At 42.8% G+C, this 24,358-nt stretch carries 20 protein-coding genes and 1 pseudogene; 20 read left to right on the top strand and 1 reads right to left on the bottom strand.

All coding sequences use genetic code 11. The features are described from left to right. Positions 1-42 precede the first annotated feature (42 nt). The gene (locus ACKI3C_RS01145; protein WP_407401187.1) at positions 43-1,686 is read right to left on the bottom strand and encodes a DUF6377 domain-containing protein; all 1,644 of its coding nucleotides are present in this window, start codon (positions 1,684-1,686) and stop codon (positions 43-45) included. A gap of 661 nt (positions 1,687-2,347) precedes the next feature. On the opposite strand from ACKI3C_RS01145, the gene ACKI3C_RS01140 reads away from it, so the two are divergent. The 20 genes and pseudogenes from ACKI3C_RS01140 to ACKI3C_RS01045 all read left to right on the top strand — a co-directional run bounded on the left by ACKI3C_RS01140 (position 2,348) and on the right by ACKI3C_RS01045 (position 24,356). Beyond that, on the top strand, positions 2,348-2,875 hold the full coding sequence (locus ACKI3C_RS01140; RefSeq protein ID WP_407401185.1) for a hypothetical protein: 528 nt from the start codon (positions 2,348-2,350) through the stop codon (positions 2,873-2,875). A 39-nt stretch (positions 2,876-2,914) separates the two neighbouring features. Continuing rightward, entirely contained in the window at positions 2,915-4,705 is a 1,791-nt protein-coding gene (locus tag ACKI3C_RS01135) for a DegT/DnrJ/EryC1/StrS family aminotransferase (protein WP_407401183.1), read from the top strand. Positions 4,706-4,862: 157 nt separating this feature from the next. Then, positions 4,863-6,272 carry a CotH kinase family protein gene (locus ACKI3C_RS01130; RefSeq protein WP_407401200.1) on the top strand — a complete coding sequence of 470 codons (1,410 nt, stop codon included), beginning with the start codon at positions 4,863-4,865 and terminating at the stop codon, positions 6,270-6,272. Between the two features lie 166 nt (positions 6,273-6,438). Next, positions 6,439-7,359, top strand: a complete 921-nt coding sequence (gene rfbA / locus ACKI3C_RS01125; protein WP_407401181.1) for a glucose-1-phosphate thymidylyltransferase RfbA — start codon at positions 6,439-6,441, stop codon at positions 7,357-7,359. A 20-nt stretch (positions 7,360-7,379) separates the two neighbouring features. Further along, positions 7,380-7,739: pseudogene (locus ACKI3C_RS01120) on the top strand (GDP-mannose 4,6-dehydratase); the annotation flags it as partial. A gap of 188 nt (positions 7,740-7,927) precedes the next feature. Continuing rightward, a complete protein-coding gene (locus ACKI3C_RS01115) occupies positions 7,928-9,385 on the top strand; it encodes a lipopolysaccharide biosynthesis protein (protein WP_407401179.1) in 1,458 nt (485 codons plus the stop codon). 17 nt (positions 9,386-9,402) lie between these two features. Further along, the gene (locus ACKI3C_RS01110) at positions 9,403-10,605 is read left to right on the top strand and encodes a DegT/DnrJ/EryC1/StrS family aminotransferase (protein WP_407401177.1); all 1,203 of its coding nucleotides are present in this window, start codon (positions 9,403-9,405) and stop codon (positions 10,603-10,605) included. Positions 10,606-10,626: 21 nt separating this feature from the next. Then, positions 10,627-11,520, top strand: coding sequence for a peptidase (locus ACKI3C_RS01105; protein WP_407401175.1), 894 nt, complete (start codon positions 10,627-10,629; stop codon positions 11,518-11,520). Positions 11,521-11,523: 3 nt separating this feature from the next. Next, positions 11,524-12,768 carry an ATP-grasp domain-containing protein gene (locus tag ACKI3C_RS01100; protein ID WP_407401174.1) on the top strand — a complete coding sequence of 415 codons (1,245 nt, stop codon included), beginning with the start codon at positions 11,524-11,526 and terminating at the stop codon, positions 12,766-12,768. Continuing rightward, positions 12,765-13,904 (top strand): HpcH/HpaI aldolase/citrate lyase family protein, encoded by a 1,140-nt coding sequence (locus tag ACKI3C_RS01095; protein WP_407401172.1) that lies wholly within the window; start codon positions 12,765-12,767, stop codon positions 13,902-13,904. The genes ACKI3C_RS01100 and ACKI3C_RS01095 overlap by 4 nt, the downstream gene beginning before the upstream one ends. 11 nt (positions 13,905-13,915) lie before the next feature. Then, entirely contained in the window at positions 13,916-15,085 is a 1,170-nt protein-coding gene (locus ACKI3C_RS01090; protein WP_407401170.1) for a sugar-transfer associated ATP-grasp domain-containing protein, read from the top strand. 3 nt (positions 15,086-15,088) lie between these two features. Continuing rightward, on the top strand, positions 15,089-16,510 hold the full coding sequence (locus ACKI3C_RS01085; RefSeq protein WP_407401168.1) for an APC family permease: 1,422 nt from the start codon (positions 15,089-15,091) through the stop codon (positions 16,508-16,510). 147 nt (positions 16,511-16,657) lie between these two features. Then, positions 16,658-17,632 (top strand): 2-hydroxyacid dehydrogenase, encoded by a 975-nt coding sequence (locus tag ACKI3C_RS01080; RefSeq protein ID WP_407401166.1) that lies wholly within the window; start codon positions 16,658-16,660, stop codon positions 17,630-17,632. Continuing rightward, positions 17,629-18,984 (top strand): MmgE/PrpD family protein, encoded by a 1,356-nt coding sequence (locus tag ACKI3C_RS01075; RefSeq protein ID WP_407401164.1) that lies wholly within the window; start codon positions 17,629-17,631, stop codon positions 18,982-18,984. The genes ACKI3C_RS01080 and ACKI3C_RS01075 overlap by 4 nt, the downstream gene beginning before the upstream one ends. A 1-nt stretch (position 18,985) precedes the next feature. Continuing rightward, positions 18,986-19,969 (top strand): acyltransferase, encoded by a 984-nt coding sequence (locus ACKI3C_RS01070; RefSeq protein WP_407401162.1) that lies wholly within the window; start codon positions 18,986-18,988, stop codon positions 19,967-19,969. A 4-nt stretch (positions 19,970-19,973) separates the two neighbouring features. After that, positions 19,974-20,483, top strand: coding sequence for a fumarate hydratase C-terminal domain-containing protein (locus tag ACKI3C_RS01065; RefSeq protein ID WP_407401160.1), 510 nt, complete (start codon positions 19,974-19,976; stop codon positions 20,481-20,483). 18 nt (positions 20,484-20,501) lie between these two features. Then, a complete protein-coding gene (locus tag ACKI3C_RS01060) occupies positions 20,502-21,353 on the top strand; it encodes a fumarate hydratase (RefSeq protein WP_407401158.1) in 852 nt (283 codons plus the stop codon). 62 nt (positions 21,354-21,415) lie between these two features. Continuing rightward, positions 21,416-22,456 carry a hypothetical protein gene (locus ACKI3C_RS01055; protein WP_407401156.1) on the top strand — a complete coding sequence of 347 codons (1,041 nt, stop codon included), beginning with the start codon at positions 21,416-21,418 and terminating at the stop codon, positions 22,454-22,456. An 11-nt stretch (positions 22,457-22,467) separates the two neighbouring features. Further along, the gene (locus ACKI3C_RS01050) at positions 22,468-23,481 is read left to right on the top strand and encodes a polysaccharide pyruvyl transferase family protein (RefSeq protein ID WP_407401154.1); all 1,014 of its coding nucleotides are present in this window, start codon (positions 22,468-22,470) and stop codon (positions 23,479-23,481) included. Between the two features lie 11 nt (positions 23,482-23,492). Beyond that, positions 23,493-24,356, top strand: coding sequence for a hypothetical protein (locus ACKI3C_RS01045; RefSeq protein WP_407401152.1), 864 nt, complete (start codon positions 23,493-23,495; stop codon positions 24,354-24,356). The last annotated feature ends 2 nt before the right edge of the window (positions 24,357-24,358 follow it).

Here is a 24,358-nt window from a genome sequence, read left to right as displayed (position 1 = left end):
GCAACTAACACAAAGCTATGGCAATGATTTTGTAAATGATTTTTAAGCGTTTTTAAGGTGTTTGGACTTCAAAAACGCCTCGTATAGGTCTTTGTCGCGAGCGTTGTTGCGCAATTTTGACCTGTAGTTATATACTGTAGAAGTTGAGCACTGCAAGAACTCGCTCACCTGCTCCACATCACTCACGCCAAGCCGTTGCAATGCGACAATACGCAACTCTGTATTGAGCTTGCCGGGAGCCGGAGTGGGTATGGCATACTCGGTGCGCATCAGCGCCTTGACATCAGCAACAAACGTGGGGAATAGCTTGAGGTAAGCCTCGTCAAAGTTAGCGTAGAATTCACTCATCTCACGATGAATATATCGAGTCGAACTCACAGCATTGAGCAGATCGTCAAAGTTGCGCTTGGCAGCCACCTTGTTCAGGTAGTTGCGATAGTTTTCCATCTTGTGCAAGTAGTCGCGGCAAAGGGCCATGAAGCGCAACACGTATGTTTCCTTAACTTGGTTTGATTCCTCGAGCAACCGGTTGAGCCTTAACTGCTCGGCATTATCCTCCACGAGCTGTATATTGATGGTTTCTAGCCGTTTCAATGCATCATCGCGTTCAAGCGAGGTGCGTTCAAGCGCACGATTGCGGCGGCGCAGCAAGAATGCCTGCACGGCAGCCAGCAGCGTGATGACACTCACCACCGCGAGCAAAACCACAAGCATAGTGCGGCGCTGGGTGTCACGGTCAACAAGCTGTTTGTCAATGGTCGCTATCAAACTTGAGCATTCAAACTGACGTGTACGAGACCCCGACAAGTAGGCATCCTCGGCACACACATGTATGTATTTGTAGGCACGCTTCAGGTCTCCTTCTTCCATCAGCATCTCGGCCAAGATGCGCAGCGATATGTAATCGCGATTAGCATTAGTGATATCGGCAATGGCCGAGTAAATAAGGTAGCGACGCTGCATCTCCACATTGCCCTGTTGCTGGTATAATTGCGACAAAATGAAGAACCTCACACCTGCCAATGAGGTCGTTTCTCCATCCTTGACATTAGTCTTTAACAGAACTATCGCCTCGTCTATGCGTCCCTCGGCCTCAAGTGCACGCGCACGCATGCCCACGTTGCTGGGTTGAATCATATTGACCGAGTCGGTATATGACGCATATATCGCCTTGAAATGTTCTCGCTGCACATTATCGAGCGAATAGGTGCTCATGTTCTTGTTGGCATTGACAATGAGATTATAGTAATGCGGCCTATCCTCGGGGTTAAGGTCGGCAGCATGCACGGTTGCCAGTGCGTCCATAGCGTCGCTATACAGTCCGTAGTTATTGTAAACCCAGGCCATCTGCACGTTGGCGCGAGCTCTGCTTTGCACATCGTTGAGCGACAAGGCTATGGACATCGCCCTGCGCGCCCACACCATGGCCGAGTCGAGAACAAATTTGTCATACTTCACGCTCAACTCAAGGCACAACTCAAAGCGCCGCCGGTGGTCGGCACGGGCCACTTGATTAGTGATAACGGCAATCTCGGCTTCACGCTGCTTGCTTATAGACTCACGCATAGATACCACACTATCAAGGCGCAGCAACAATTGCTCCTCATTGCTTCCGGCCCACGCCTGCAAGGGAAACAACATCGCAATAGCAATGACTATATATTTTATTATCTTAATGGCATCCATGTATAAGTCTTTAAGAACACTTAACTGTGCAAATATCGCAAAAAATCTGCTTATACACAAACCATTCACTGCAAAAACGCTTTTCCGCACAAAACCTTCATCAAAAAATGCTGTAAAATCCTTCGTGACTTCACAAAAACAATGCTGGAATATAACCGTTTGTTCCGTCTGTACTCAAAGAGTAACCACCAGTGCAAAACATCCATTTCAACGATTAAATTCAAGCACAGTTATTGTACTAAATCTCCCTGACAGTCACTTTATCACACAGTTCGTTATTTGTAGTAGAAAACAGACAAGTTGACATAAAATGCCCACCGAATTTGGTGGTTCAACGCAAAACATGTGTGGCATTTTGAAGGTTATTGGCTTTCTATGTGCTAAAAACGAGGGCTGATTATTTGCTATTTATGGGAATTTATCGTAACTTTGCAAGACCTATTAACTCTGTGAGTTAAGATAAAAACAACTGGGTGTTCCGTTTGCGGAACAACTACCCTTGATGGCTCCCCCATGAGGCTGACGTGCAGAGCTGTACGGAGTCGGGGATGCTGCGAGAGAAATGCGGCGCGAGTCATCTTGACCACAGGCGCTTTAAGGGCATGCCTGGGGGTGGGGATGGTGTAAATGCCCGGTTCGATAAGCAACTAAAATCAGACAAATGGCTCAAGACGAAAACGCCTTGCAGTGGTATGCCTTCAGGATGCGCGGACACGTGCCCAACGAGTCGCAGCGAGTGGCCCGAGAGGCAGGCTTTGACACGTACTATGCCATGCAACATGAGCTCAAGGACGCGTCATATGATGTTACCACCGAACAGGCCATAGGGACTCGAGCGGTATTGCCCAGCATAATCTTTGTGCGTTGTACTTGCGAGTTTGCACGCCAGATGCGCAACCACCGAGTCATGTGGCCTCTATGCATGCCTGGCACGAGCGAGTTTGCCGCCATCAGCGAGCGAGAGATGGAAATATTCCGCGCCGCAGTTGAGAGCGGTTGCCGCAACCTAGAGGTGATAGATGTCAGCCTTGTCAAGGGGCAGCGAGTGCGAGTGCTTGACGGCATATTTAAAGACCATGAGGGCTACATCGTCAAGATACGCGGCGACAAACGCTTCGTGGTCTCCATTCCTGGTGTAGTGGCCCTTGCCACAATCTACATCCCCCAACACCTCCTGACCAAAGTGTAACCCACCGGGGTAAACAAGAAATCAAAAACAAATCGATATATGTCAGAAAGAAAGATGATTTACCTTTGCCTTGCCCATATGACCGAGACCGGCGAGGAGCAGAAATATGTGAAAGAGGCATTCGACACTAACTGGGTTGTGCCTCTAGGTCCCAACGTGAACGGTTTTGAGAAAGACCTTGAAGCGTTCGTGGGCGAGGGCAAGCGTGTGGTTGCGCTCAATTCGGGTACAGCGGCCGTTCACCTGGCGCTCATCAACTGTGGCGTCCAGCCCGGTGACGAAGTGTGTGTGCAGAGCTTTACCTTCTGTGCGTCAAGCCATCCCATCACATACCTCGGTGCTAAGCCTGTGTTTATCGGCAGCGAGAAGGACACTTGGAACATGGACCCCGAACTCCTTGAAAAGGCAATCATCGACCGCAAGGAGAAGACCGGCAAGTACCCCAAGGCAATCGTTCCCGTGGCACTGTATGGTATGCCCTACGATTGCGAGCGTATCATGGCGATTGCCGACAAGTACGGCATCCCCGTGGTTGAGGACGCTGCTGAGGGATTCGGATCTCGCTACAAAGGTCAGGTGCTCGGCACATTCGGCAAGTACGGTGTACTCTCGTTCAACGGTAACAAGATGATTACGACCTCGGGCGGTGGCGCTTTGATTTGTAATGGAAGCCTCTCCCCCCGCCCTCTCCTCCAGAGAGGGAGCCAAAGCGCAGGAAGGCTACAGACTGCCGACCCCATGCTATATGAAATTCTAAAGGCTAATGCGGAGGCAAATCGCAACAACCCTACCGCGGCCGAAAAAACGCTTTGGGAAATGCTCAGAACCAATAACCTTGGTTACAAATTCCGCCGTCAGCACCCGATAGCTGACTTTGTTGTTGATTTTTATTGTGCCGAAAAAGGTCTTACCATCGAACTTGACGGTGGCTACCATAAGAATCCCAAACAGGCCGAAGCCGACAAACTCCGCACCTCGATACTTGAGGAATTAGGGTTTACAGAAGTGCGTTTCTCGAACGAAGAAGTACTCAACAACACCGACAGCGTCCTTCACATCATCAAGACCCTGTGCAAGTCACTACCTTCAAAACGCTGGACGGCAGAGCTTCCAGCGGCTCCCTCTCTGGAGGAGAGGGCGGGGGGAGAGGCTCCCGATACCCAGTGGAACACCATCATGATGTATGCCACACAGTACCGCGAAAGCTACCCCTACTACCAGCACGAGAAAATCGGTTACAACTACCGCATGTCAAACATCTGTGCCGGCATCGGACGCGGACAGATGACTATCGTTGACGAGCACATCGCCCACCACAAGCACGTGCAGGCACTCTACAAAGAGCTGCTGAAAGACGTCCCCGGAGTTACGCTTCACGAGCAGCCCACCGCCACCTACAAGAAGTCTCTCCCTTCAGGGGGAGATTTAGAGGAGGCTCTTTACGACAGCAACTATTGGCTGTGCACCATCACCCTTGACCCGAGCGTGAAAGTGAAAGGTCAGGAGAACGCCTACAAAGAAGTCATCAAGACCGCAGTGGGCGGAGCCGCCGGAGTAATTCATGCTGCCGACAGCGCCACTACCGACTGCCAGCCCAACGAAAACGTCGAGGCAATGCGCGTGTTCATGCTCGACAAGAAAGTCGAGGCACGACCCGTGTGGAAACCCATGCACAAACAGCCCGTCTATCAAGGCTGCCCCGCCTACACCAACGAAGTCGAAACAGACCTCTTCAAGATAGGCATGTGCATCCCCGCCGGCCCCTACGTAAAAGACGACGACGTTCGCTACATAGTCGACTGCATCAAAGAAGCAATCGAAAATGATTAGGGATCAAGAATCAATGATAGAGAGATTGGGGTTTGGAACAAAGAAAATCAACATTCTTGGTATAAAATGGATAATCATTTATCTTGTATCGACTTTTTGGCAAACAAATTTCAGATAACAAGAGCAAAAACTAACGCATAGCGAAGAATGTTATCATATCTTCCCTTTCCTGCTCTTCACCAATAGGAAATCCATTAGTGGCCATGGGAATATTACTTGGACGAGTAGCAGAATAAAGAAACCGTACAACATTGATTTACCATACTATCATTCTCTGCTTGGTTTTAAAGAGAACGATTCGTTCTGTCTCCTTGCCAATAATAGTGATGTAACACAAATGCGTAACTGGATAGGGTATCGTACTTCCCAAATGCTTTGTCCTGATAATTCCGTAGATTGCGAGTATGTTGCACTGTGGACAAATGGTGATTACCGAGGTCTATACCTTCTCGTCAATAAGGTCAATCGCAAGCAAATAGGACTTAGCAAGCTCCAGGACGAGACCGAAGGTTGTAACAAGAAGAAACTTAAAAAGTTCAATACGACAACACTCTATGGTCAAGCCCCATATCAAAATGACGAGATGCTCAAAGGCATTTCTGGAGCAAACAATCCCACCAACATCACAGGTGGATATCTCTTTGAAATGCATCCTAAACGTGCTGGTGATATACAATATTTATATTCCAATACCGGTTTCCGCTCGAGATATGAAACTCGCTATGGCTTTAGGTACCCGAAGTATGCGACCATCGAGCAGGTTCAGTATGTAAAAGAACAATACGACCAAATGGCAGAAGCCTTGTATTCCAGCTCGGGTCAAAACTTTCATGGTAAACATTATTCCTCCATGCTGGACATAGAGAGTTTCGCAAATCTCTACCTCATGCAAGAACTCTTTGCGAATTCTGATTGTAATAAAAGTGTTTATATCTATAAACATCGTGATGACAATCTTTTCCGTGCAGGACCACTTTGGGATATGGATTTAACCATGGGAATAGGTGGAAGAGGATATGAACTGCCAAATGCGTTCTACGTCAGAATGCCATACAAATTGCGAGCTGATGAAGATCGACAAAATATATACCCTGGTTTCTTTCCTGCCTTGTGTCAGCATGAAGATTTCAATACTAAAGTAACCGAAGTTTTCTTTTCTAACCGAGAAGCCCTTTTAGAGTTTTTCATGGGGGAAAATTGCAAGGTAGATTCGTTGACTGCCATATTGACTGACGAAGTACAGCATGATAGCAGACGAAATAAAACAACACTTAATACGGAGAAATGGCAGAAGGCTATATATGATTTGAAAAAATTCATGATTGATCGCATTACCTTTTTATCCGATGAATGGGGAAACGAATCTAATAGTCAAAAATGTTATGTTACCATCGATATTAATGTCAACACCATTTACACCTTGATCGGAATCCCTGTCGTATGTGGAGAAAAGGTCAATCTTCCTAATACGGATGGCCGACGAATCTTGACTTCAGACGGCAAAGTATTTATTCCTTCAACACCCGTTAAACACAATATGACGCTCATTTACGAAAAAGCTGAATAAAACAGCAATACTCAAAGTTTTGGTAACCAAATAAAAGAGTAACAAAGTTAATATTTAATAATCATCTACTAATGTCTGAAACATCAAATAATAAGCGATTGGCAAAGAACACCATTTCGATGTACGTCTGGAAAGCGTGTAAACATCAAATCAATAACTACAAATTATGAAAGGTATAGTTTTAGCGGGCGGCAGTGGCACGCGCCTGTACCCGATAACCAAGGGAATTAGCAAGCAGTTGATGCCCATCTATGATAAGCCGATGGTGTATTATCCCATTTCGGTACTTATGCTTGCTGGCATCAGAGAGATTCTGATTATCTCCACACCTTATGACTTGCCAGGATTCAAACGACTGTTGGGTGACGGTTCTGACTACGGCGTGCATTTCGATTATGCCGAGCAACCTTCGCCCGATGGTCTTGCCCAGGCATTTACCATAGGTAAGGACTTCATTGGACGCGACTCCGTCTGCCTCGTCCTTGGTGACAATATATTTTTCGGCAGCGGGTTTACCCGCATGCTTTCAAATGCAGTCAAATCAGCCAAGGAAGGCAAAGCAACCGTATTCGGATATTGGGTTAACGATCCCGAGCGATATGGAGTTGCAGAATTTGACGCTGAGGGAAATTGCTTAAGTATTGAAGAGAAACCCGAAAATCCGAAGAGCAATTATGCTGTCGCGGGATTGTACTTCTACCCAAACAAGGTTGTTGAAGTAGCCGCAAACATCAAGCCTTCCGCTCGCGGCGAGTATGAAATCACAACAGTAAACCAACAATTCCTTGACGAGGGGGAATTGAAAGTTCAAACCCTTGGCCGTGGTTTTGCTTGGCTTGATACCGGTACTCACGATTCATTGTCTGAGGCTTCAACTTATATTGAGGTAGTAGAAAAAAGGCAAGGACTAAAAGTAGCGTGTCTCGAAGCCATTGCTTATCGCAAGGGATGGATTTCCGAAGATCGTATGCGAGAACTTGCACAACCTATGCTCAAAAATCAATATGGCCAATATCTCCTCAAAGTTATTGATGAACTCAAGCGAGAAGTCAATTCAACTAACATTCTTGGAAAAACAGGCAGATGATTCTCTAATTTTTTATAACAATGAAGAATATTGTAATCACTGGCGGTGCAGGGTTCATTGGGAGCCATGTTGTGCGTCTGTTTGTAAATAAATATCCGGAGTATAATATCATCAATCTGGATAAACTCACATATGCGGGCAATCTCGCTAACCTCAAGGACATCGAGGGAAAGCCCAACTACAAGTTTGTCAAGATGGATATATGCGACTTTGACGCGTTCTACAAGCTCATGCAGGACGAGCACATCGACGGCATCATTCACCTTGCCGCCAAGCTCTACTGGGGGTCTCTGCCCGAGAAATATGAGGGCAAGCGCTTCTACCATATCTCAACCGACGAGGCATATGGCGCGCTCAAACCGACACACCCCGAGGGCCTCCGTTCTCGACCAAGGCGTCGAGCACCACGAGGCTTACAACAAGAACTGAACAGGGAGCTCTCGTTGTAGTTTAAAAAAGGTATCGAGAATACCATGAACTAGTATCTCGACAACCAGGCATGATTAGACAACATCACCAGCAGCGACTACGAGAAATATTACAAGGAAATGTATCAAGGTCGATAATTATGGCAGAATCATTAAAAAACAAAACAGTAAAAGGCTTAGGGTGGAGTGCAGTAGATAATGTATCAAAATTAGGCATAACATTTATCGTTGGTATCGTTTTAGCACGCCTTTTAGGACCAGAAGAGTATGGCTTGATCGGAATTTTAACAATTTTCATTTCCGTGTTCAACTCTATTGTTGATAGTGGCTTTTCGAACGCTCTAATTAGAATGAAACACGCGACAGATGCCGACTTAAGTACTGCATTTTACACTAATCTGTGTGTCTCTGTAGTAATGGCCATAATATGTTTTTTTCTAGCAAAACCTTTAGCTAATTTTTTTCAACGTGAGGAGTTGGTGGCTCTTACAAGATGTATATCAATTGTAATTGTGATAAATGCATTTTGCTTGGTGCAAAGAGCAATTAGAGCAAGGCGTGTAGACTTTAAAACACAAACTAAGGTCACAGTGATCTCTAGTTTGGCAAGTGGATTTATAGGTATTTTGATGGCATATCTTGGCTATGGTGTTTGGGCTTTGGTTGCTCAGCAGATAGCAGCAGCATTGTTTACTGCAATATGCTATTGGATATTCAATAAATGGTTTCCCAAACTTGTTTTTAGCAAAGAAAGCTTCAAATCTATGTGGTCATACGGATGGAAGTTGCTTGTTAGTCAATTAATTGGAACGGTTTGGAAAGAGATCTATCAAGTAGTAATTGGAAAATGCTATGCTCCTGCTACTCTCGGACTATATACCAGAGCAAAACAATTTAGCGCAATGTTTAGTAGTAATTTGACTACAGTTATTCAACGTGTCAGTTTTCCTGTTTTAAGTAGTATACAAGATGATAAAACAAGATTAAGGGAAGCCTATCGAAAAATCATAAAATCTGCAATGTTGCCAACATTTGTATTGATGTTTGGTATGGCAGCAGTGGCAAAACCAATGATTTTAGTATTAATTGGAGAAAAATGGTTGAGGTGCATTGGATTTCTTATTTTGATATGCATTAATGGGTCTTTATACCCTCTCCATGCAATAAATTTAAATATGTTGCAAGTTCAGGGCAGGAGTGATTTGTTTTTAAGACTTGAAATAATCAAAAAAGTAATATCTATCGGCCCAATACTTCTAGGCATTTTTATAGACATCTATCTGATGGTAGGTTGTAGCATTATTACTGGTTTTATTGCATTCTATATTAATGCATACTATTCTGGGCCATTCTTGAATTATAGTATTAAAGACCAAATTAAGGATATAATTCCGTCGTTTTTAGTAGCAATTACAATGGCAATCCCTGTGGGCATGCTACAATTTTTAGATATAACGCCATATATTGTACTACCTATTCAGATAATTTTAGGTGCCGCTATAGTTATTACTATATGTGAATTAAAGAAACTTCCTGAGTATCTAGAGATTAAAGGAATTGTCATGCCAATGATAAACAAAGTAATTAAACGGAAATAAAAAGAAAATAATTAAATATGGACAATAATTTAATTACAGTAACATCTCCGTTACTTCCAAATCTCGGTGAATTCCACGAGATGCTTAAACAGATATGGGATTCCAAGTGGATTACTAACAATGGTCAGTTCCACAAACAGCTTGAGGCCGCACTCAAGGAGTACCTTAGTGTGCCTCAAATAAGTCTTTTCACCAATGGTACACTTCCTTTGCTTACCGCCCTTCAGGCTCTTCGCATCACGGGTGAGGTTATTACAACTCCTTATAGCTTTGTTGCCACCACTCACTCCATTTGGTGGGCAGGATGCAAACCTGTTTTCGTGGATATTGACCCTCGTACTGGAAACCTTGACCCTGAGAAGATTGAGGCAGCAATCACACCAAAAACTACAGCTATCTTGCCCGTGCATTGCTATGGCAAACCTTGTGATGTGCGCAGAATCAAGGAAATCGCAGACACATACGGTCTTAAAGTAATTTATGACGCAGCGCATGCTTTCGCTTTGGAAATCCCTAAGAATGAAGCCGACTATAAGCGTGCATTCGATGAAGCTCGCAATGCACTCGAACCATGTGCAGCTGTTAAGCGTGAAGAACAGAAAGTCGAGACGGAGAGCATCCTGAACTGGGGTGATATGTCAACTCTTAGCTTCCATGCAACAAAGGTTTATAACACTATCGAGGGTGGCGCGATGATTATGCCTAACGAGGCAACCAAGAAACGCATTGACTATCTCAAGAACTTCGGTTTCGCGGGTGAAACTACCATCGTTGGTCCTGGTATCAACTCTAAGGTTGACGAGATGCGTTCGGCATATGGACTCCTCAACCTTCGTCAAGTTGATGCAGCTATAGCCGCTCGCCAGCAGGTTGCCATTAAGTATCGTGAAGCACTTCGTGATGTTGAGGGTGTTACATTCTTCGATGATATGCCTGGCGTAAAGCACAATTACTCGTACTTCCCATGCTTCATCGATGCAAAAGCATTCGGCATGACTCGTGATGAACTATATTTCAAGATGAAAGATGCCAACGTACTTGGACGTAGGTACTTCTATCCTCTCATCTCCGAATTCTCTACCTATCGTGGTCTTGAAAGCGCTAATCCTGCCAATCTGCCCAATGCGCATAAGATGGCAGATAGCGTTATCTGCCTTCCAATGCATCATGAATTGAGCGATGACAATATTGAACGTACATTAGCATTCTTCAAAAAATAAATAACGTATAATAATAAGAATATGAAAGCAACAAGAGAATTCCTTGAAAAAATCGGTATGCCAGGTGGCGACCTTTATACACTTCCTACTTCTGAAAAGCGTTTTGATGATGGCGGTCAGTATCGTTTTGAGGTGCCTGGCATTCAGGGACCCAAGGTAATGGAAGCATTGCTTGAGGAGATTGACCGCTATGGTCTATATCTCCATCGTGTGACTCAGACAAAAGGTATCATGTCGCTCTCTGACGATGATATTGAGCAAATGGTGAATCTTGCTCAACGAGCTAACGTTGAGTTGATTCTTGCTATAGGCCCTCGTGCTACGACTGATACATCTGCTTCAGTAAATACACCTGAGGGTGTGCGTATGGGTTATCGTCTTCGCGGACAGGAGCAAGTGGTGCGTGCCATTGAGGATGTGAAGCGTGCTGCAAGTATTGGTTGCCGTGGTTTCCTCGTTTATGACGAGGGGTGTCTCTGGGCATTGAACGAGATGCGTAAGGCTGGCGAGATTCCAGCTGATTGCCATTTCAAGGTATCAGCTCATACGGGTTTTGCAAACCCCTGCTCAGCACACTTGCTCGAAAGCATAGGTGCAGACTCAATAAATCCTGTTCGTGATATTCAAGTGCAGATGCTCGCTGCTATGCGTCAAGCAGTAAATGTGCCCATTGATATTCACACAGAAAACCCCAAGTCAACTGGAGGCTTTATCCGTCACTATGAGGTCCCTGAATTCATTCGTGTGGCTGCTCCTATATACCTGAAGACTGGTGGTAGTGTAGCCCAGACTCATAGCTGGGATTCAACTACAGATGATGCTAAGAAGCGAGCAAAACAAGTTGCCCTGGTCAAGAGAGTAATTGATTCGTATTACCCGGAGGCCATTTGGTCTCCCCAAGGCTTCAAAAAATAAAAAATGGAAAAACCAATAGCAATAGTTCTTGGAGGAACCGTTCCACATGTTACTCTTATTAAGAAACTGAAAGATCGAGGATATCATGTGGTTCTTGTGGATTATCTTGATAATCCACCTGCCAAGGAATTTGCTGATGAACATATACAAACAAGCACTCTGGATCAACACAGAGTGCTTGAAATAGCACGTGAAAATAGTGCTTCCCTTGTCATCAGCACATGTATTGATCAGGCCAATAGTGTATGCTGCTATGTGGCAGAGAAACTCAATTTACCACATCCTTACAGCTACAAGACTTCACTTGATGTTACCAATAAAGGTTTGATGAAACAGATAATGGCAGACAATGCGATTCCTACTTCTTCTTACATCCTCACCGATTCTGTTGAAAATATTGATTGGAGTAAGGTCTCTTATCCTGCAGTTGTAAAGCCTGTTGACTGCAATAGTTCTAAGGGTGTTCATAGAGTTGATACAAAAGAAGAAACAATTCAACGTGTTTCTGAAGCTCTAGAACTTAGTCGCACACACAGAGCCATTATTGAAGATTACAATCAAGGAGAAGAAATTCAGGTTGATTGCGTTTCCACAAAAGATGGAGTAAAGGTTGTTCTCACACGACAGAAAAAGAAGATTGCGGGCAAGGGTAACCAAATGGTTCTTAACTCTATAGGTTCTATCTTCCCTGCCCCGTTAACTGATAATCTCTATCAGAAAGCACAAGAAATCGCCCAAAAGATTGCTTCGTCATTTGGCTTGCTGAATACACCTTTCTTCTATCAAGCTATAGTTACCGAAAAGGGTATTCAAGTTCTAGAATTTGCACCTCGTATTGGTGGTGGTCTCAGTTATTATATCATCAAGGAGTTAGTAGGTTTTGACGTTGTTGAAGCCGCCATAGATTCGTTTATTGGCAAGGACATAACCTTCTGTGACCATCAACTCACGAAATGCTATTCCACAAACCTTCTTTATATGATTCCTGGCATCTTCGATCATGTAGAAGGATTACAGGAGTTAAAGGATTCAGGGATTGCTCACGACATTTTTGTCATGAAGAACAAGGGGGCAGAAGTCGATAGCGACATGAGAAGCTCTAATCGAGTTGCTGCATTTATTCTCGAAGCACAGTCCTATAGCAAATTGAACGAACTTGAGAGGAAAGCAATAGAGAGTATTGAGCTTAGAGATAAGAACGGAAAGCCACTTCTCAATCGTTCAATTTATGACTTTAAAACATTATGATTCACCATCAATACAATCCTAATTACCAATTTGTTAAGTCACCCGTCGACTTTAATAAATATACCAGTCGCGCACTCCTTCAGTATTGTCTTGGAGCTACTATGTACATGCCAGGAACTAAGGATTTTGCTCAGGCAGTAATTAATAAGAAGTATCCCGGCCTCACCTCTATGGTGATGTGTTTTGAGGATGCTTGTAAGGCCGAAGATGTGTCTGCAGCTGAGTTTAACAGCATTCATGTGCTTGATGCTTTGGCTGATGCCGTGGATAATGGCACACTGAAATATGAGGATATTCCTCTTATCTTCTTCCGAGTTCGTAATGTGACTCAGTTCAAGCACTTTGCTTCGATGCTTCAGCCTCGCCACATCAAGTATCTTTGTGGTTTCAACTTCCCTAAATTCAACAGCCTCACAGCTGCTCCTTACATGGAGCATCTTGTAGAGTTAAACACAAAGTTTGGTGAAATAATCTATGGCATGCCAATCATCGAGGATTCACGTGTTGCACACAAAGAAACTCGACTTCTTGAATTGATGGCTATCAAGAACGTGTGTGATTGCCATAAGAAACTTGTACTCAATATTCGCGTAGGTGGCACAGATTTCAGTAGTTGTTTTGGAGTTCGCCGAGGTATCAACTATACTATTTATGACATCATGACCGTCAGCAACTGTTTGATGGACATTCTTAACATCTTCACCCGAAACAATGATTATACCGTTAGTGGTCCTGTATGGGAGTACTTCAAGGCTAACAAACGCATGAAGAATTTGGAAGAATTACCAAAGGTGGATCTCCAACAAACTCTTTTAAAACGTAAAGCGGTCGTGAACGATGCCGTTGATGGTCTTATGCGCGAGTTGGTTCTTGATCAGGCTAATGGGTTCATGGGTAAGACATGCATTCATCCGACACATCTAAAATATATAAACGGTATGTTGGCTGTTACCAAGGACGAGTATGATGATGCTTACCAAATTATGCATACCAGTGGAGGTGTGATTCAAGGAACCAAGGGTATGAATGAAATCGGTCCTCACAAGAATTGGGCACAACGAGTCTTGATGCGTGCTGAAGCTTATGGTGTTATTGAGCATGATGGTAGTTACATTGAATTATTTGGAGTAAAATAATTTGAATAAAAATGAGTATAATTAAAAGACTTTTCGTAAGGCTAACGCCTTTAACCATAAGACTAGCTGCAAAACACAAAGGATCTTTTCAGCAAAAGCTTATGTATTATAAGTTTGCGAAACTTGCCGCATCAAAAGGTGTGGTTAAATTCCGTGTAAAACGTTTAGCATCTGAATATACCGAAGCGTATTATGGCTTAAAACAAATATCCGAAGAAGACAAATTGTGGGCTATATCAAAAGGTCTAAATCCTGTTAAATACTTATGGTATGGCATGACAAAGGAGAATGCTTCTCAATATTTATCAGACTTTGACTTTTACAAGCCATCTACTTATGTTGAGAATACATATTTGGAATTTTTCGAAAATAAACTTAATACTTGGCTCTTACTGGCACCTTTTAAAAAATATATGCCAAAGCACTATTGGTATATTGAGGATGGCTCAAAAAAAATCATGCCTCTTGATGTTGACAATAAATGTAATGGAAGTATCGAAGATTTGATAAAACTGATTGATACTGCACCTATTGCAGCAAAAGCATGCAGAGGTGGACATGGAGTTGGATTTTATCTACTAGAGAAAACTGCTGCCGGATATGCTGCAAATCGCAAGAATCTTTCCAAAGAAGAAATGATGGGCCTTCTCAAATCTTTAAAAGGATATATTTTTACAGAATATAGTTACCCAGCTCAAAGCATCCAGGAAAAAATAGGAAAAGATGCTTTTGCTGTAATGAGACTAGTAACCTATTACGACCAGGAGGATGGCACTCAAATATTTGGAGCTATGACAAGATTAGGATGTAAAGAGGCAGGGGTCGTAACGGATTATCATGGGACTATTTATTGTGGAATAGATATGGAAACAGGTAAAACATTTAAACCTATTTATCGCGCGTCAGACATAGATTTTAAACCCATACGTAACCATCCTGACACCAATGTCGATCTTGAGGGAGGCATAACAATACCACGATGGGGTGAACTAAAGGAACTAGTTCAGACTATTTCTCGTTATCTGCCATTTACCCCATATTTGGTAATGGATATAATACCAACAGATGATGGTTTTGCGATTTTGGAAATTAATTCTCACGGGCAAATAAGAAACATGGAAGCTCACTTTCCTGGTTTAAAAAATAAATACATAAGAAAACATTTCCAAGTTAAAGATTAATCCATGGCTAAAGATCAAAAACTGGAAAAGAAGCTTTCGCCCTTGAATGTTTGGGCGTTAGCTTTTGGTTGCATTATTGGATGGGGCGCATTCGTAATGCCAGGAAACACTTTCTTAGTGAAAAGTGGTCCTCTCGGTACAGCAATTGCAATGGTTGTTGCTTCGTTGGTCATGATAATTATAGCGTTTAACTATAGTTACATGATTAAGCAATATCCTATAGCAGGTGGCGAGTTTACTTATGCCCAAAAGGCATTCGGTCAGAACCATGCCTTTGTTTGCTCGTGGTTTCTCGGTTTATCGTACCTAGCAATAGTTCCACTGAATGCGACGGCATTGGCTCTTATCGGTCGTAACCTTATGGGTAGCGTCTTTCAATTTGGCTTCCATTATGTAGTTGCAGGTTATGATGTTTATCTTGGTGAGATTTGCCTTGCATTGGTTGCTTTGCTGTTCTTTGCATACCTTAGCATTAAGGGAGTGAAGTTTGCAGGAGTATTCCAGACAATGTTGGCTTGTGCGCTGATAGGTGGGGTGGCACTTGTAGTTGTTGCTGCACTTGTATGTCCTGAAGCACAGTGGTCAAATCTTGCACCTGCTTATCATCCTGGATCGAGTGAAATATCATGCATCATTGCTGTTGTAGCTGTTGCACCTTGGGCATTTGTGGGATTTGATACCATTCCACAAGCAGCAGAGGAGTTCAACTTTTCGCCTACAAAGGGTAAGATGATTATGGTTATCTCGATTCTTTTTGGAGGTTTAGTGTATGTGCTCTTGAATGGCGTTACTGCAATGGTTGTACCTGACGGATATGCCAATTGGCTTGAGTACATTGATGACTTGAAGAATCTTGATGGACTGATGTCGCTTCCGACCTTTAACGCTGCTCACATGATGTTGGGAACTTGGGGATTGGTTTTCTTGGGTATTGCTGTGTTGTCGGCTTGCCTTTCTGGTATTGTAGGCTTCTACATGGCAACCAGCCGTTTACTGTTTTCGATGTCGCGTGAAGGTGTGCTTCCAAAATGGTTTGGCGAGTTGCATCCAACTCACAAGACCCCAATGAATGCTATTCTCTTTGTGATGGCAATTGCTTTAGTCGCTCCATTTTTCGGCCGTACAGCTCTTGGATGGATTGTGGATATGAGTTCGCTTGGCGCTGCAATCGGATATGGTTATACTTCAGCAGCAGCATTGAAATATGCTATTGAACGCAAGGATGCAGGAATCATCTTCACGGGTGTCATTGGCATTATTATGGCAGCTGCGTTCACGGTTCTATTATTGGTTCCTATCAAGATGTTCAACTGCTCGTTAGGCATTGAGTCATATATCTGTCTTGGCATCTGGGTGATTCTCGGTTTTATTTTCTATGTATCATCACTCAAGAAGAGAAAAACAGCATGTGACAAAAAATCTTGACGATAATTGCATCAGTAACTAATTAACAAGCTAAGCCATAAACTTATATCGTAATCACCAGACTGATGCAAGAGCAACTTCTTCGTCTAGATTAGTGCAACATGGAGACTGATTTTCTGAATAAAAATTTTAGAAATAGAATTATTTATGCCCAAAATACTTCATACATATCGTTATACAGGATGTCCGTGGGAAATACTGAAATCAGTAGTTCCCAAGGGCTATACCGTCAAAACATTGGACGAACCCACTCAGGAGCGACTTATAAAAGAGGCTGCTGATGCTGATTACCTTTTGGTAAGTGGCCGCTTGAAAATCAATAAAGAGGTATTGGATAGCGCCCAGAACCTAAAGATGATCCAGCGAACTGGTGTAGGAACAGATATGCTTGACAAAGAAGAAATCAAATCACGCAAAATTCCTGTCTATGTGAATGCTGGTGTTAATGCTAGAAGTGTGGCAGAACATACGCTCACGCTTATTCTTTCATGCTTGAAGCGAGTTCCGGCTATTGATAAGCAGGTACGCAATGGAGTGTGGAAAAAGCAGGAAACAGGCACTTCATGTCACGAACTTTATGGCAAGACCGTTGCTCTTGTGGGCATGGGCGCCATCGGTCGTCAGGTTGCAACCTACTTGCATTGCTTCGGGGCAAAGACTGTTTATACAGATTTGTTCCGCCTGAATGAAGAACAGGAAGATACTCTTGGTGCAACATACGTTTCTTCATTCGAGGAACTTCTCCCTTTGGCTGACATACTCTCTTTCCATTGCCCCCTTACGGATGATAACAAGGAGATGCTAAATGCTTCAACCATCGCGAAGATGAAGGATGAAGCTATAGTAGTGAATACGGCTAGAGGAAAACTCATCAATGAGAGCGATTTGTATGAAGCTCTCACCTCTGGCAAACTGGCATCAGCAGGTTTGGATGTTCATTACGAAGAACCAATGCTAAAAGATGATCCTCTCTATGCACTAGACAATGTTATCCTCTCTCCTCACATCGCAGGTCTTTCTTTTGAAACCTTCCAATCAATGATGAAAGGGGCTATAGATAATATTGTAGCTTATGATCAGGGGAGATTAGAAGAAATCGAGGACAAGATTCTAAAGCCATGACAGACAAATTCTTAAACAATATCCGCTCTATCCGCAAGGAAAACATCACACATGAGGTATGGCATCAGACTCGAAGAGCATTGTTGGACTACCTGAGTGTAACCATTCCTGGAGCAAAGGCATTCCGAGAAAAGGAAACTACCTATATGGATGCACTAGGAGAGACTGGTGACGCAACTGTCATTGGTATTAACCGCAAGTGCTCTTTGCAGACAGCTGCTCTAATGAATGGCATGAGTGCTCATGTAATAGAATTGGATGACGGACACAGAAGAGGCGCGCTCCATGTTGGCGCAACTATTTTCTCTGCTCTTCTCCCTGTGGCAGAACATGAGCATCTTTCTTCTGAAGATTTGCTCTATGGTGCTATAATTGGTTTTGAGACTGCAATCCGTCTTGCCTGTGCAATACAGCCAGGAAACAAACTTCGTGGTTATCATGCTACTGGTACATGTGGTACGGTTGGTGCTGCTATGGGTATTGCGGCTGCTCTTGATTTTGACTTTAATCAGATGAAATCAGCACTTTCTGCGGCTATAACAAGTGCAGCTGGTATTCTTGAAATGCAGGAGGATAATGCTGATCTTAAACCGTTAAATGTGGGTCGTGCCGCCATGGATGCTGTTGCTGCTGCATATCTCGGCAAAGCGCGATTCAAGGCACCACTGGATGCTATTGGTGGCAGAAGAGGATTCTTGAAGGTGATGACGGATGATCCGTATACCGAATACATAACGAATTTTGATAATGATGCGCCACTTGCTATCACTCAAATATATATGAAGACCTATGCGGCTTGCCGTCATACACATCCTGCAATAGAAGCTGCACTAACTCTTAGACCTTCTATCATTAATCAGCTGTCGTCAATAAGCTCAATAAAGGTTGATGTTTACAAACTTGCAGTTTCCGGTCATGACCACACCGACATTCGCGGTGTTAGTTCTGCTAAAATGAGCATGCCGTTTGCAGTGGCACTCGCTCTCTACAGGGGCAGTGCTGGCATGGAGGACTTCAGTGAGACAAATGTTACTGATGAGGAGATACTTGCTCTCGCACGAAAGGTGAAGGTTGTAGAGAATGAAGAACTATCTTCTCTGGTACCTAAGAAGCGTGCTTCTATCCTTAATATAATGATGAAGGACGGAACAACTCTTTCTCATCGAGTAGATTTTCCTAAAGGCGAACCAGAAAATCCATTGACAGATGAAGAACTTATCCAAAAGTTTAACTCACTCGCCTTGGCAAGCGGACTCTCTGAAGAGAATTGCATCAAAGTAATTGAATTAATAACTCAGCCAACATTCAGTATCAATGCGCTTATTGACACATTGACAACTACAAAAAAATAAGATGTCAAAACAATACAACTATTGCTTGGACTTCATCAAGGGGCTTGCTTGTATCTTTGTGGTTTTTATGCATTGCGAGTTTCCTGGAGTATTGGGGGCGATGGTACAAGCTATCAGCAGGTTTTGCGTACCTCTGTTTTTTATGATTTCCGGCTATTTCTGTTTTAAACCAGAAGGGAATCCCTTGAATATTACCAAAAAGGTGAAGCACATATTGGCTATTACCATCAATGCTTGTATATTTTATACAATCTTTATGATGGTAATGGCACTAGCAGGAAAAGATGTCGGTTGGGCAATCTCCAAATGGGGGGTGTTCAATTGGGTGATTTTCAATAAACCTGCTTGGGCAGGAGTAGCGGGCCAGTATTGGTTTCTCTTTGCGCTTCTATATACTTACATCTCCTTTGGTTTATTGGTCCGGTTAGGATGGCTTAAGCAAGCCTACTGGTTGGCAGGTGCTATGTTTGTGGTATATATTGTATTGGCACAAGGAATGCACTTAGCAGGACATCGCATACCAAACATGCTCTATCGCAACTGGCTTGTAGAAGGATTTGCTTATTTCATGCTCGGGTATTGGATTCATAACTATAAAGATAAACTGAAGTTCAACACTAAAAACCTCATTGCTATTATTATAGTAAGCACCTTGTCATGTTGGGTTGAGCGCTACATTATGGGACGTGATTTCGGTGTGAATATTGTCACCATGCCTCAAGTTTTCTGTTTGTTCCTTTATGCAGTCAATAATCCAACCTTACACAGGGGCACAATCCAAGAAATAGGCAAACGATATTCAATGTTTGTGTACATCATTCATCCTGCCGTTTGGCATGGATTGGAGTTTATTTATGCCAAAGTCGAATTATCTGGAAATATGTTAGCGCAATATGCAATGCCTATAATAGTTGTAATTTTGACTCTTATCGCATCTCATATTGTATATATGACGAATGAAAGACTTACGAAATCAAAATTTTAATAATATGATACATTTAACAACACCTTTCAGCGAAGAGGACATTGCCCAGTTGAAAGTGGGTGATGTGGTGTCCATCTCCGGCTATATCTATACCGGTCGTGATGCCGTCCTACCAAAGATTGTTAAGCATGCCGAGGAAGGCACATTGGAAGATGTCAATGTGGATTTGCAAGGTCAGATCATCTTCCATACTGCTGTAAGTTCTGCTGGTGTAGGCCCTACATCGAGCAACAAACTGGAGATAGAATCAAGTTTTGAGCCACTTTCACGCCATGGCGTCAAGATGCATCTTGGCAAGGGTGCCATCAAGCCCGAAACCGTAAAAGCATTGGCTGAAAACAATGCCGTCTTTGCCGTCATCCCTCCTGTTACGGCTCTATTGGGTAGTCAAACTTCCGACATCAAGGTGATATGCTATCCAGAGTTGGGAATGGAAGCCCTACATTCAATCAAGGTTAACAATTATCAAGCCATCATAGCTGCAGCTCAAGGTAAAAGCATCTATGATAAGTAATCCAAAAACCTCAGAATTATGGCAAATGAAATAATTGAAAAGGTAGCTAGTTGTCTGGTTGCAGCTGGCAGTACATTCCGCGAGGATCAGAAAGAGGCTTATCGTAGAGCTATTTCTTCTGAAACGAACGAGGGCACTTGCTGGGTAATGAAGCAGGTGTTGGACAATGCCTTTGTGGCAGAGAAGACCAGTGGCCCACTCTGCGATGATACCGGTATTCCTCATGTATTCATCGAGGTTGGCAAGAATCGAGCACTTACAGGTCAGATGATGGCAGACATCAAGGAAGGAATACGTGAAGGTCTTCGCAGACTTCCTGGTCGTCCTATGGCTATAAAGGGTGATGACTATGAACGTATCGACCAGAGTGGCGGTTTGAATGAGGATAGTGGTGCTTTGCTTCCCTCTCCGTTCCTTGTCAAGAATGTGGACGAAGAAGATACCCTCCGTCTGACCGTACTGATGCTTGGTGGCGGCCCAGCTATTCGAGGTATAACCCAACGAGTATTCCACAAGCATAGTGTACAGGTGGTGATTAATGAGATCGTCAATCGTGCCATACCTGCTGTTAGCCAATTGGGATGCTCGCCTTGCACTTTAGCAATTGGTATAGGCCGTTCACAGTTCGAAGCTACTAGCCTTATGATGGAAGCAATGGCAAAGGGTGACTTTAGCGTTCAAAGTGACTTCGAGAACACTATCACTGATAGAGTAAACGAATCAAACACAGGAGCTCTAGGCCTTGGCGGTAAGACATCAGTTCTTGCCACCTTTGCCAAAGTAGGCCCCCAACGAGCAAGTGGAGTCCGCATAGTAGCCCTCCGTCCTTGCTGCTGCTTCGAACCAAGAAGAGCGAGTGTTGAATTATAATGCCCAAGTGGAACCATTGTGGTGCAATACCACCTATCTAAACAAATAGCCAAATTATAACTATGCAACTAATTTATACTCCTAAGCAAGAATATAAGGTATTAGTTCGGTGCTTTACATTCAATCATTGCAGATACATAGAGGATGCTCTAAATGGTTTTGCATTGCAACAGACGAACTTCCCCTTTGTTTGTCTTGTAGTTGACGACTGTAGTACCGATGGTGAGCAGGATGTTATCAAGGCCTGGTTGGAACGCGAGTGTGATATGTCCAGAGCAGAACACACAGAATTAGAACTCTCCAATATAATCCTCGTGCCACATAGAGCAAATAAACGTTGTACTTTTGCATTCTATCTCTTGAAGCAAAACCTTTATGGAACAAGCAAGAAGAAATCCTTAGTCGCGCCTTGGCGAATTTGTTGCGAGTATGAAGCTTTATGTGAAGGTGATGATTATTGGACAGATTCTTTAAAATTGCAACGGCAATGCGATGTAATGGATAACAATAACGAATGTGTTATGTGTCTTCATCAAACTATAACGTCAAAAGATGGTGACGTTAAAAGTGTCTTACCAAGACAGGAGTTAGCTGAAGGATGGCTTGACAAGAATAAATATTTTAGAAAAACTGAAATTATGCAATTCCAACTTTCATCTTACTTCATGAGGATTTCTGTTTTGAATGAATTTCTAAAATGTTCACATGAATTCATGAAACCAACGGGAACTGGTGATATACAGTATCTTCTGTATTTCCTGGCCGTAGGTGAAGTGTATTTCTTGAACAAAGTAATGTCTACATATCGTTTGTCTGTAGAAAACGGATGGTCTCATACTGTAATAAACAACAAAGAGAAAAGAATTGGACACTACCGTCGTCTGTCAAAAATGTACTCTTCGTACGATGATTTTACTGTTGGCACATATCATGAGTATTGTCTATACAAACAGAAAAAATGTAATTTCCTTATAGAACGATCAAACGGAAACTATAAAATCTTATTCACAAAAGAATACAGAGAATGTCTACGCAGTGAGAAATGGTCTGTACAAATCCGAATGGTTTTTCAATATATTAAACAGATACTAAAAGGGAAATAATGCAGTTTTTTATGAACTTAAGATATTTACATTATCGATTCCGTTTATATTCTTTCCTGCACCAGGATAAATCATTCGCACTCCCGACAAACAAACGGAAGGTGTTTGTGTTTCTTGCTGCAGATTATGGAAACTTGGGTGATGTGGCAATCACATACGCTCAGGAGAAGTTACTGAAGGAGAAGTATCCCGATTATGAGATTATGGATGTGCCTATCAGCAAGACTTTGTCTCTTCTTCGTCCGATTAAGAAGATTGTTACTCCAGATGATATCATTACCATAACCGGTGGTGGTAACATGGGCGAGATGTATGGAGACATTGAACTATTGAGGTTGATGGTCATCCGAATGTTCCCCAAGAACAAGGTTGTCGTTTTTCCTTTGACAACTGACTATTCTGGTGTTAAAACCTATTTGTTACGACTTGCAAAACATACTTATTGCAATCATCGCAATCTTACTATGTTGGCACGCGAAGAAGTGTCGTATAACAGAATGTGCGAGCTCTTCCCTAAGGTAAACGTCAAACTTACGCCCGATGTGGTAATGACTCTTGACGAAAGGCGTAAGAGTCAACGCAATGGTGTTGTTTTTTGTATTCGCAATGACAAAGAGAAATCAAAACATAGTCTGAAGGCGGAAGAATTGCGAAAGGAAGCAACAAAGATTGGGCTACCTATTATGGATTACGACACCCACATAGAAAAAGAGCACATGTCGCTAGATGTTCGAAAAGATGAGTTAGACAAAATTTGGAATATTTTCAGTTCTTCTCAGTTGGTAGTTACAGACAGATTGCACGGAATGATTTTCGCATACATCACAGGCACCCCAGCCATTGTGTTCCCCAATAGTAACTTCAAAGTTGAGAAATGCTACGAGTGGATAAAGGATTGTGGCTACATACAGTTCTGCAAGGAATGCAACGCAACTATAAAACTGGAGCAGAATCAATTAAATATAGCTAGTAATTGGGATCTTGGTCAACAGAATTTTGTTAAGATAATTTGTGATAATTTGTAAATTAGGTTTCTATGAATATGATTCGTAAATTTCTTATAAAGTATGTCTTACAAGACTGGAATATTGCGATTGCCAAAAAAAACGATGACTTTAGTCTGAAAGAAATCAAATGGATGAAACATACTTATAAAGACCGTTGGTTTGCAGACCCATTTATCGTTGGCGATACTGAGGACGCTTACATCGTTTTGGCCGAAGAGTATATGCATAAAACGCGCCTTGGGCGACTTGCACGTTTAACCGTAAGTAAAGAAGACTGCATTTTACTTAAAAATGAGACGATTTTGGATATTCCAACTCATCTGTCTTTCCCAAATACGATTGCTGTGGAAGGAAATGTGTATATCTATCCTGAAAATGGGGCTGCTGGTAATACCAAGTATTATAAATACGGCCAAGAACTTAAAATGGAAGGTGTACTTTCAGAATTTCCCTTGTCGGATGCAACAATTGCAGAAATTAATGGACAATATTACATTTTAGCAACTTTAGGCGAAGAATGTAATGGCGATAATTTGCGAGTCTACAAGAGTGATTCTCCCTTAAATGGTTATAAAGAATGTCAACAAATACGCTTTCCTGACAATATAGCTAGACGAGCGGGTAATGTATTTGTATGTAATGGTCAGCTTATCAGCCCTGCTCAAGTGTGTAACAACGATTATGGTGAGGGGGTGTCACTACAAGTTATGGAAGAAAAAAATGGTCAGATTTCGCTAAAAGAAATAAAGCGCATGATGCCTCCTACAAAGGACTACCCAGAGGGATTCCATACCTATAATGTATATAAAAACGACGTTGTTGTGATTGACGGGTATCGTTACGGGAGCAAATTCTTACACAACGTGTACTTCAAAATACGAAAATTCATTTGATA

Origin of the sequence: Sodaliphilus sp., assembly GCF_045598405.1 — a bacterium.
GTDB lineage: Bacteria > Bacteroidota > Bacteroidia > Bacteroidales > Muribaculaceae > Sodaliphilus > Sodaliphilus limicaballi.
This window is presented reverse-complemented; position numbering and strand designations above follow the sequence as displayed.

What these genes read in the sequence shown, in the direction of transcription:
- ACKI3C_RS01095 (WP_407401172.1), top strand. Translation starts at nt 12,765, where the DNA reads ATGATTCACCATCAATACAATCCTAATTACCAATTTGTTAAGTCACCC.
- ACKI3C_RS01060 (WP_407401158.1), top strand. Translation starts at nt 20,502, where the DNA reads ATGGCAAATGAAATAATTGAAAAGGTAGCTAGTTGTCTGGTTGCAGCT.
- ACKI3C_RS01055 (WP_407401156.1), top strand. Translation starts at nt 21,416, where the DNA reads ATGCAACTAATTTATACTCCTAAGCAAGAATATAAGGTATTAGTTCGG.
- ACKI3C_RS01145 (WP_407401187.1), bottom strand. Translation starts at nt 1,686, where the DNA reads ATGGATGCCATTAAGATAATAAAATATATAGTCATTGCTATTGCGATG.
- ACKI3C_RS01090 (WP_407401170.1), top strand. Translation starts at nt 13,916, where the DNA reads ATGAGTATAATTAAAAGACTTTTCGTAAGGCTAACGCCTTTAACCATA.
- ACKI3C_RS01070 (WP_407401162.1), top strand. Translation starts at nt 18,986, where the DNA reads ATGTCAAAACAATACAACTATTGCTTGGACTTCATCAAGGGGCTTGCT.
- ACKI3C_RS01100 (WP_407401174.1), top strand. Translation starts at nt 11,524, where the DNA reads ATGGAAAAACCAATAGCAATAGTTCTTGGAGGAACCGTTCCACATGTT.
- ACKI3C_RS01085 (WP_407401168.1), top strand. Translation starts at nt 15,089, where the DNA reads ATGGCTAAAGATCAAAAACTGGAAAAGAAGCTTTCGCCCTTGAATGTT.
- ACKI3C_RS01075 (WP_407401164.1), top strand. Translation starts at nt 17,629, where the DNA reads ATGACAGACAAATTCTTAAACAATATCCGCTCTATCCGCAAGGAAAAC.
- ACKI3C_RS01045 (WP_407401152.1), top strand. Translation starts at nt 23,493, where the DNA reads ATGAATATGATTCGTAAATTTCTTATAAAGTATGTCTTACAAGACTGG.
- rfbA (WP_407401181.1), top strand. Translation starts at nt 6,439, where the DNA reads ATGAAAGGTATAGTTTTAGCGGGCGGCAGTGGCACGCGCCTGTACCCG.
- ACKI3C_RS01140 (WP_407401185.1), top strand. Translation starts at nt 2,348, where the DNA reads ATGGCTCAAGACGAAAACGCCTTGCAGTGGTATGCCTTCAGGATGCGC.
- ACKI3C_RS01110 (WP_407401177.1), top strand. Translation starts at nt 9,403, where the DNA reads ATGGACAATAATTTAATTACAGTAACATCTCCGTTACTTCCAAATCTC.
- ACKI3C_RS01080 (WP_407401166.1), top strand. Translation starts at nt 16,658, where the DNA reads ATGCCCAAAATACTTCATACATATCGTTATACAGGATGTCCGTGGGAA.
- ACKI3C_RS01105 (WP_407401175.1), top strand. Translation starts at nt 10,627, where the DNA reads ATGAAAGCAACAAGAGAATTCCTTGAAAAAATCGGTATGCCAGGTGGC.
- ACKI3C_RS01050 (WP_407401154.1), top strand. Translation starts at nt 22,468, where the DNA reads ATGAACTTAAGATATTTACATTATCGATTCCGTTTATATTCTTTCCTG.
- ACKI3C_RS01065 (WP_407401160.1), top strand. Translation starts at nt 19,974, where the DNA reads ATGATACATTTAACAACACCTTTCAGCGAAGAGGACATTGCCCAGTTG.
- ACKI3C_RS01115 (WP_407401179.1), top strand. Translation starts at nt 7,928, where the DNA reads ATGGCAGAATCATTAAAAAACAAAACAGTAAAAGGCTTAGGGTGGAGT.
- ACKI3C_RS01135 (WP_407401183.1), top strand. Translation starts at nt 2,915, where the DNA reads ATGTCAGAAAGAAAGATGATTTACCTTTGCCTTGCCCATATGACCGAG.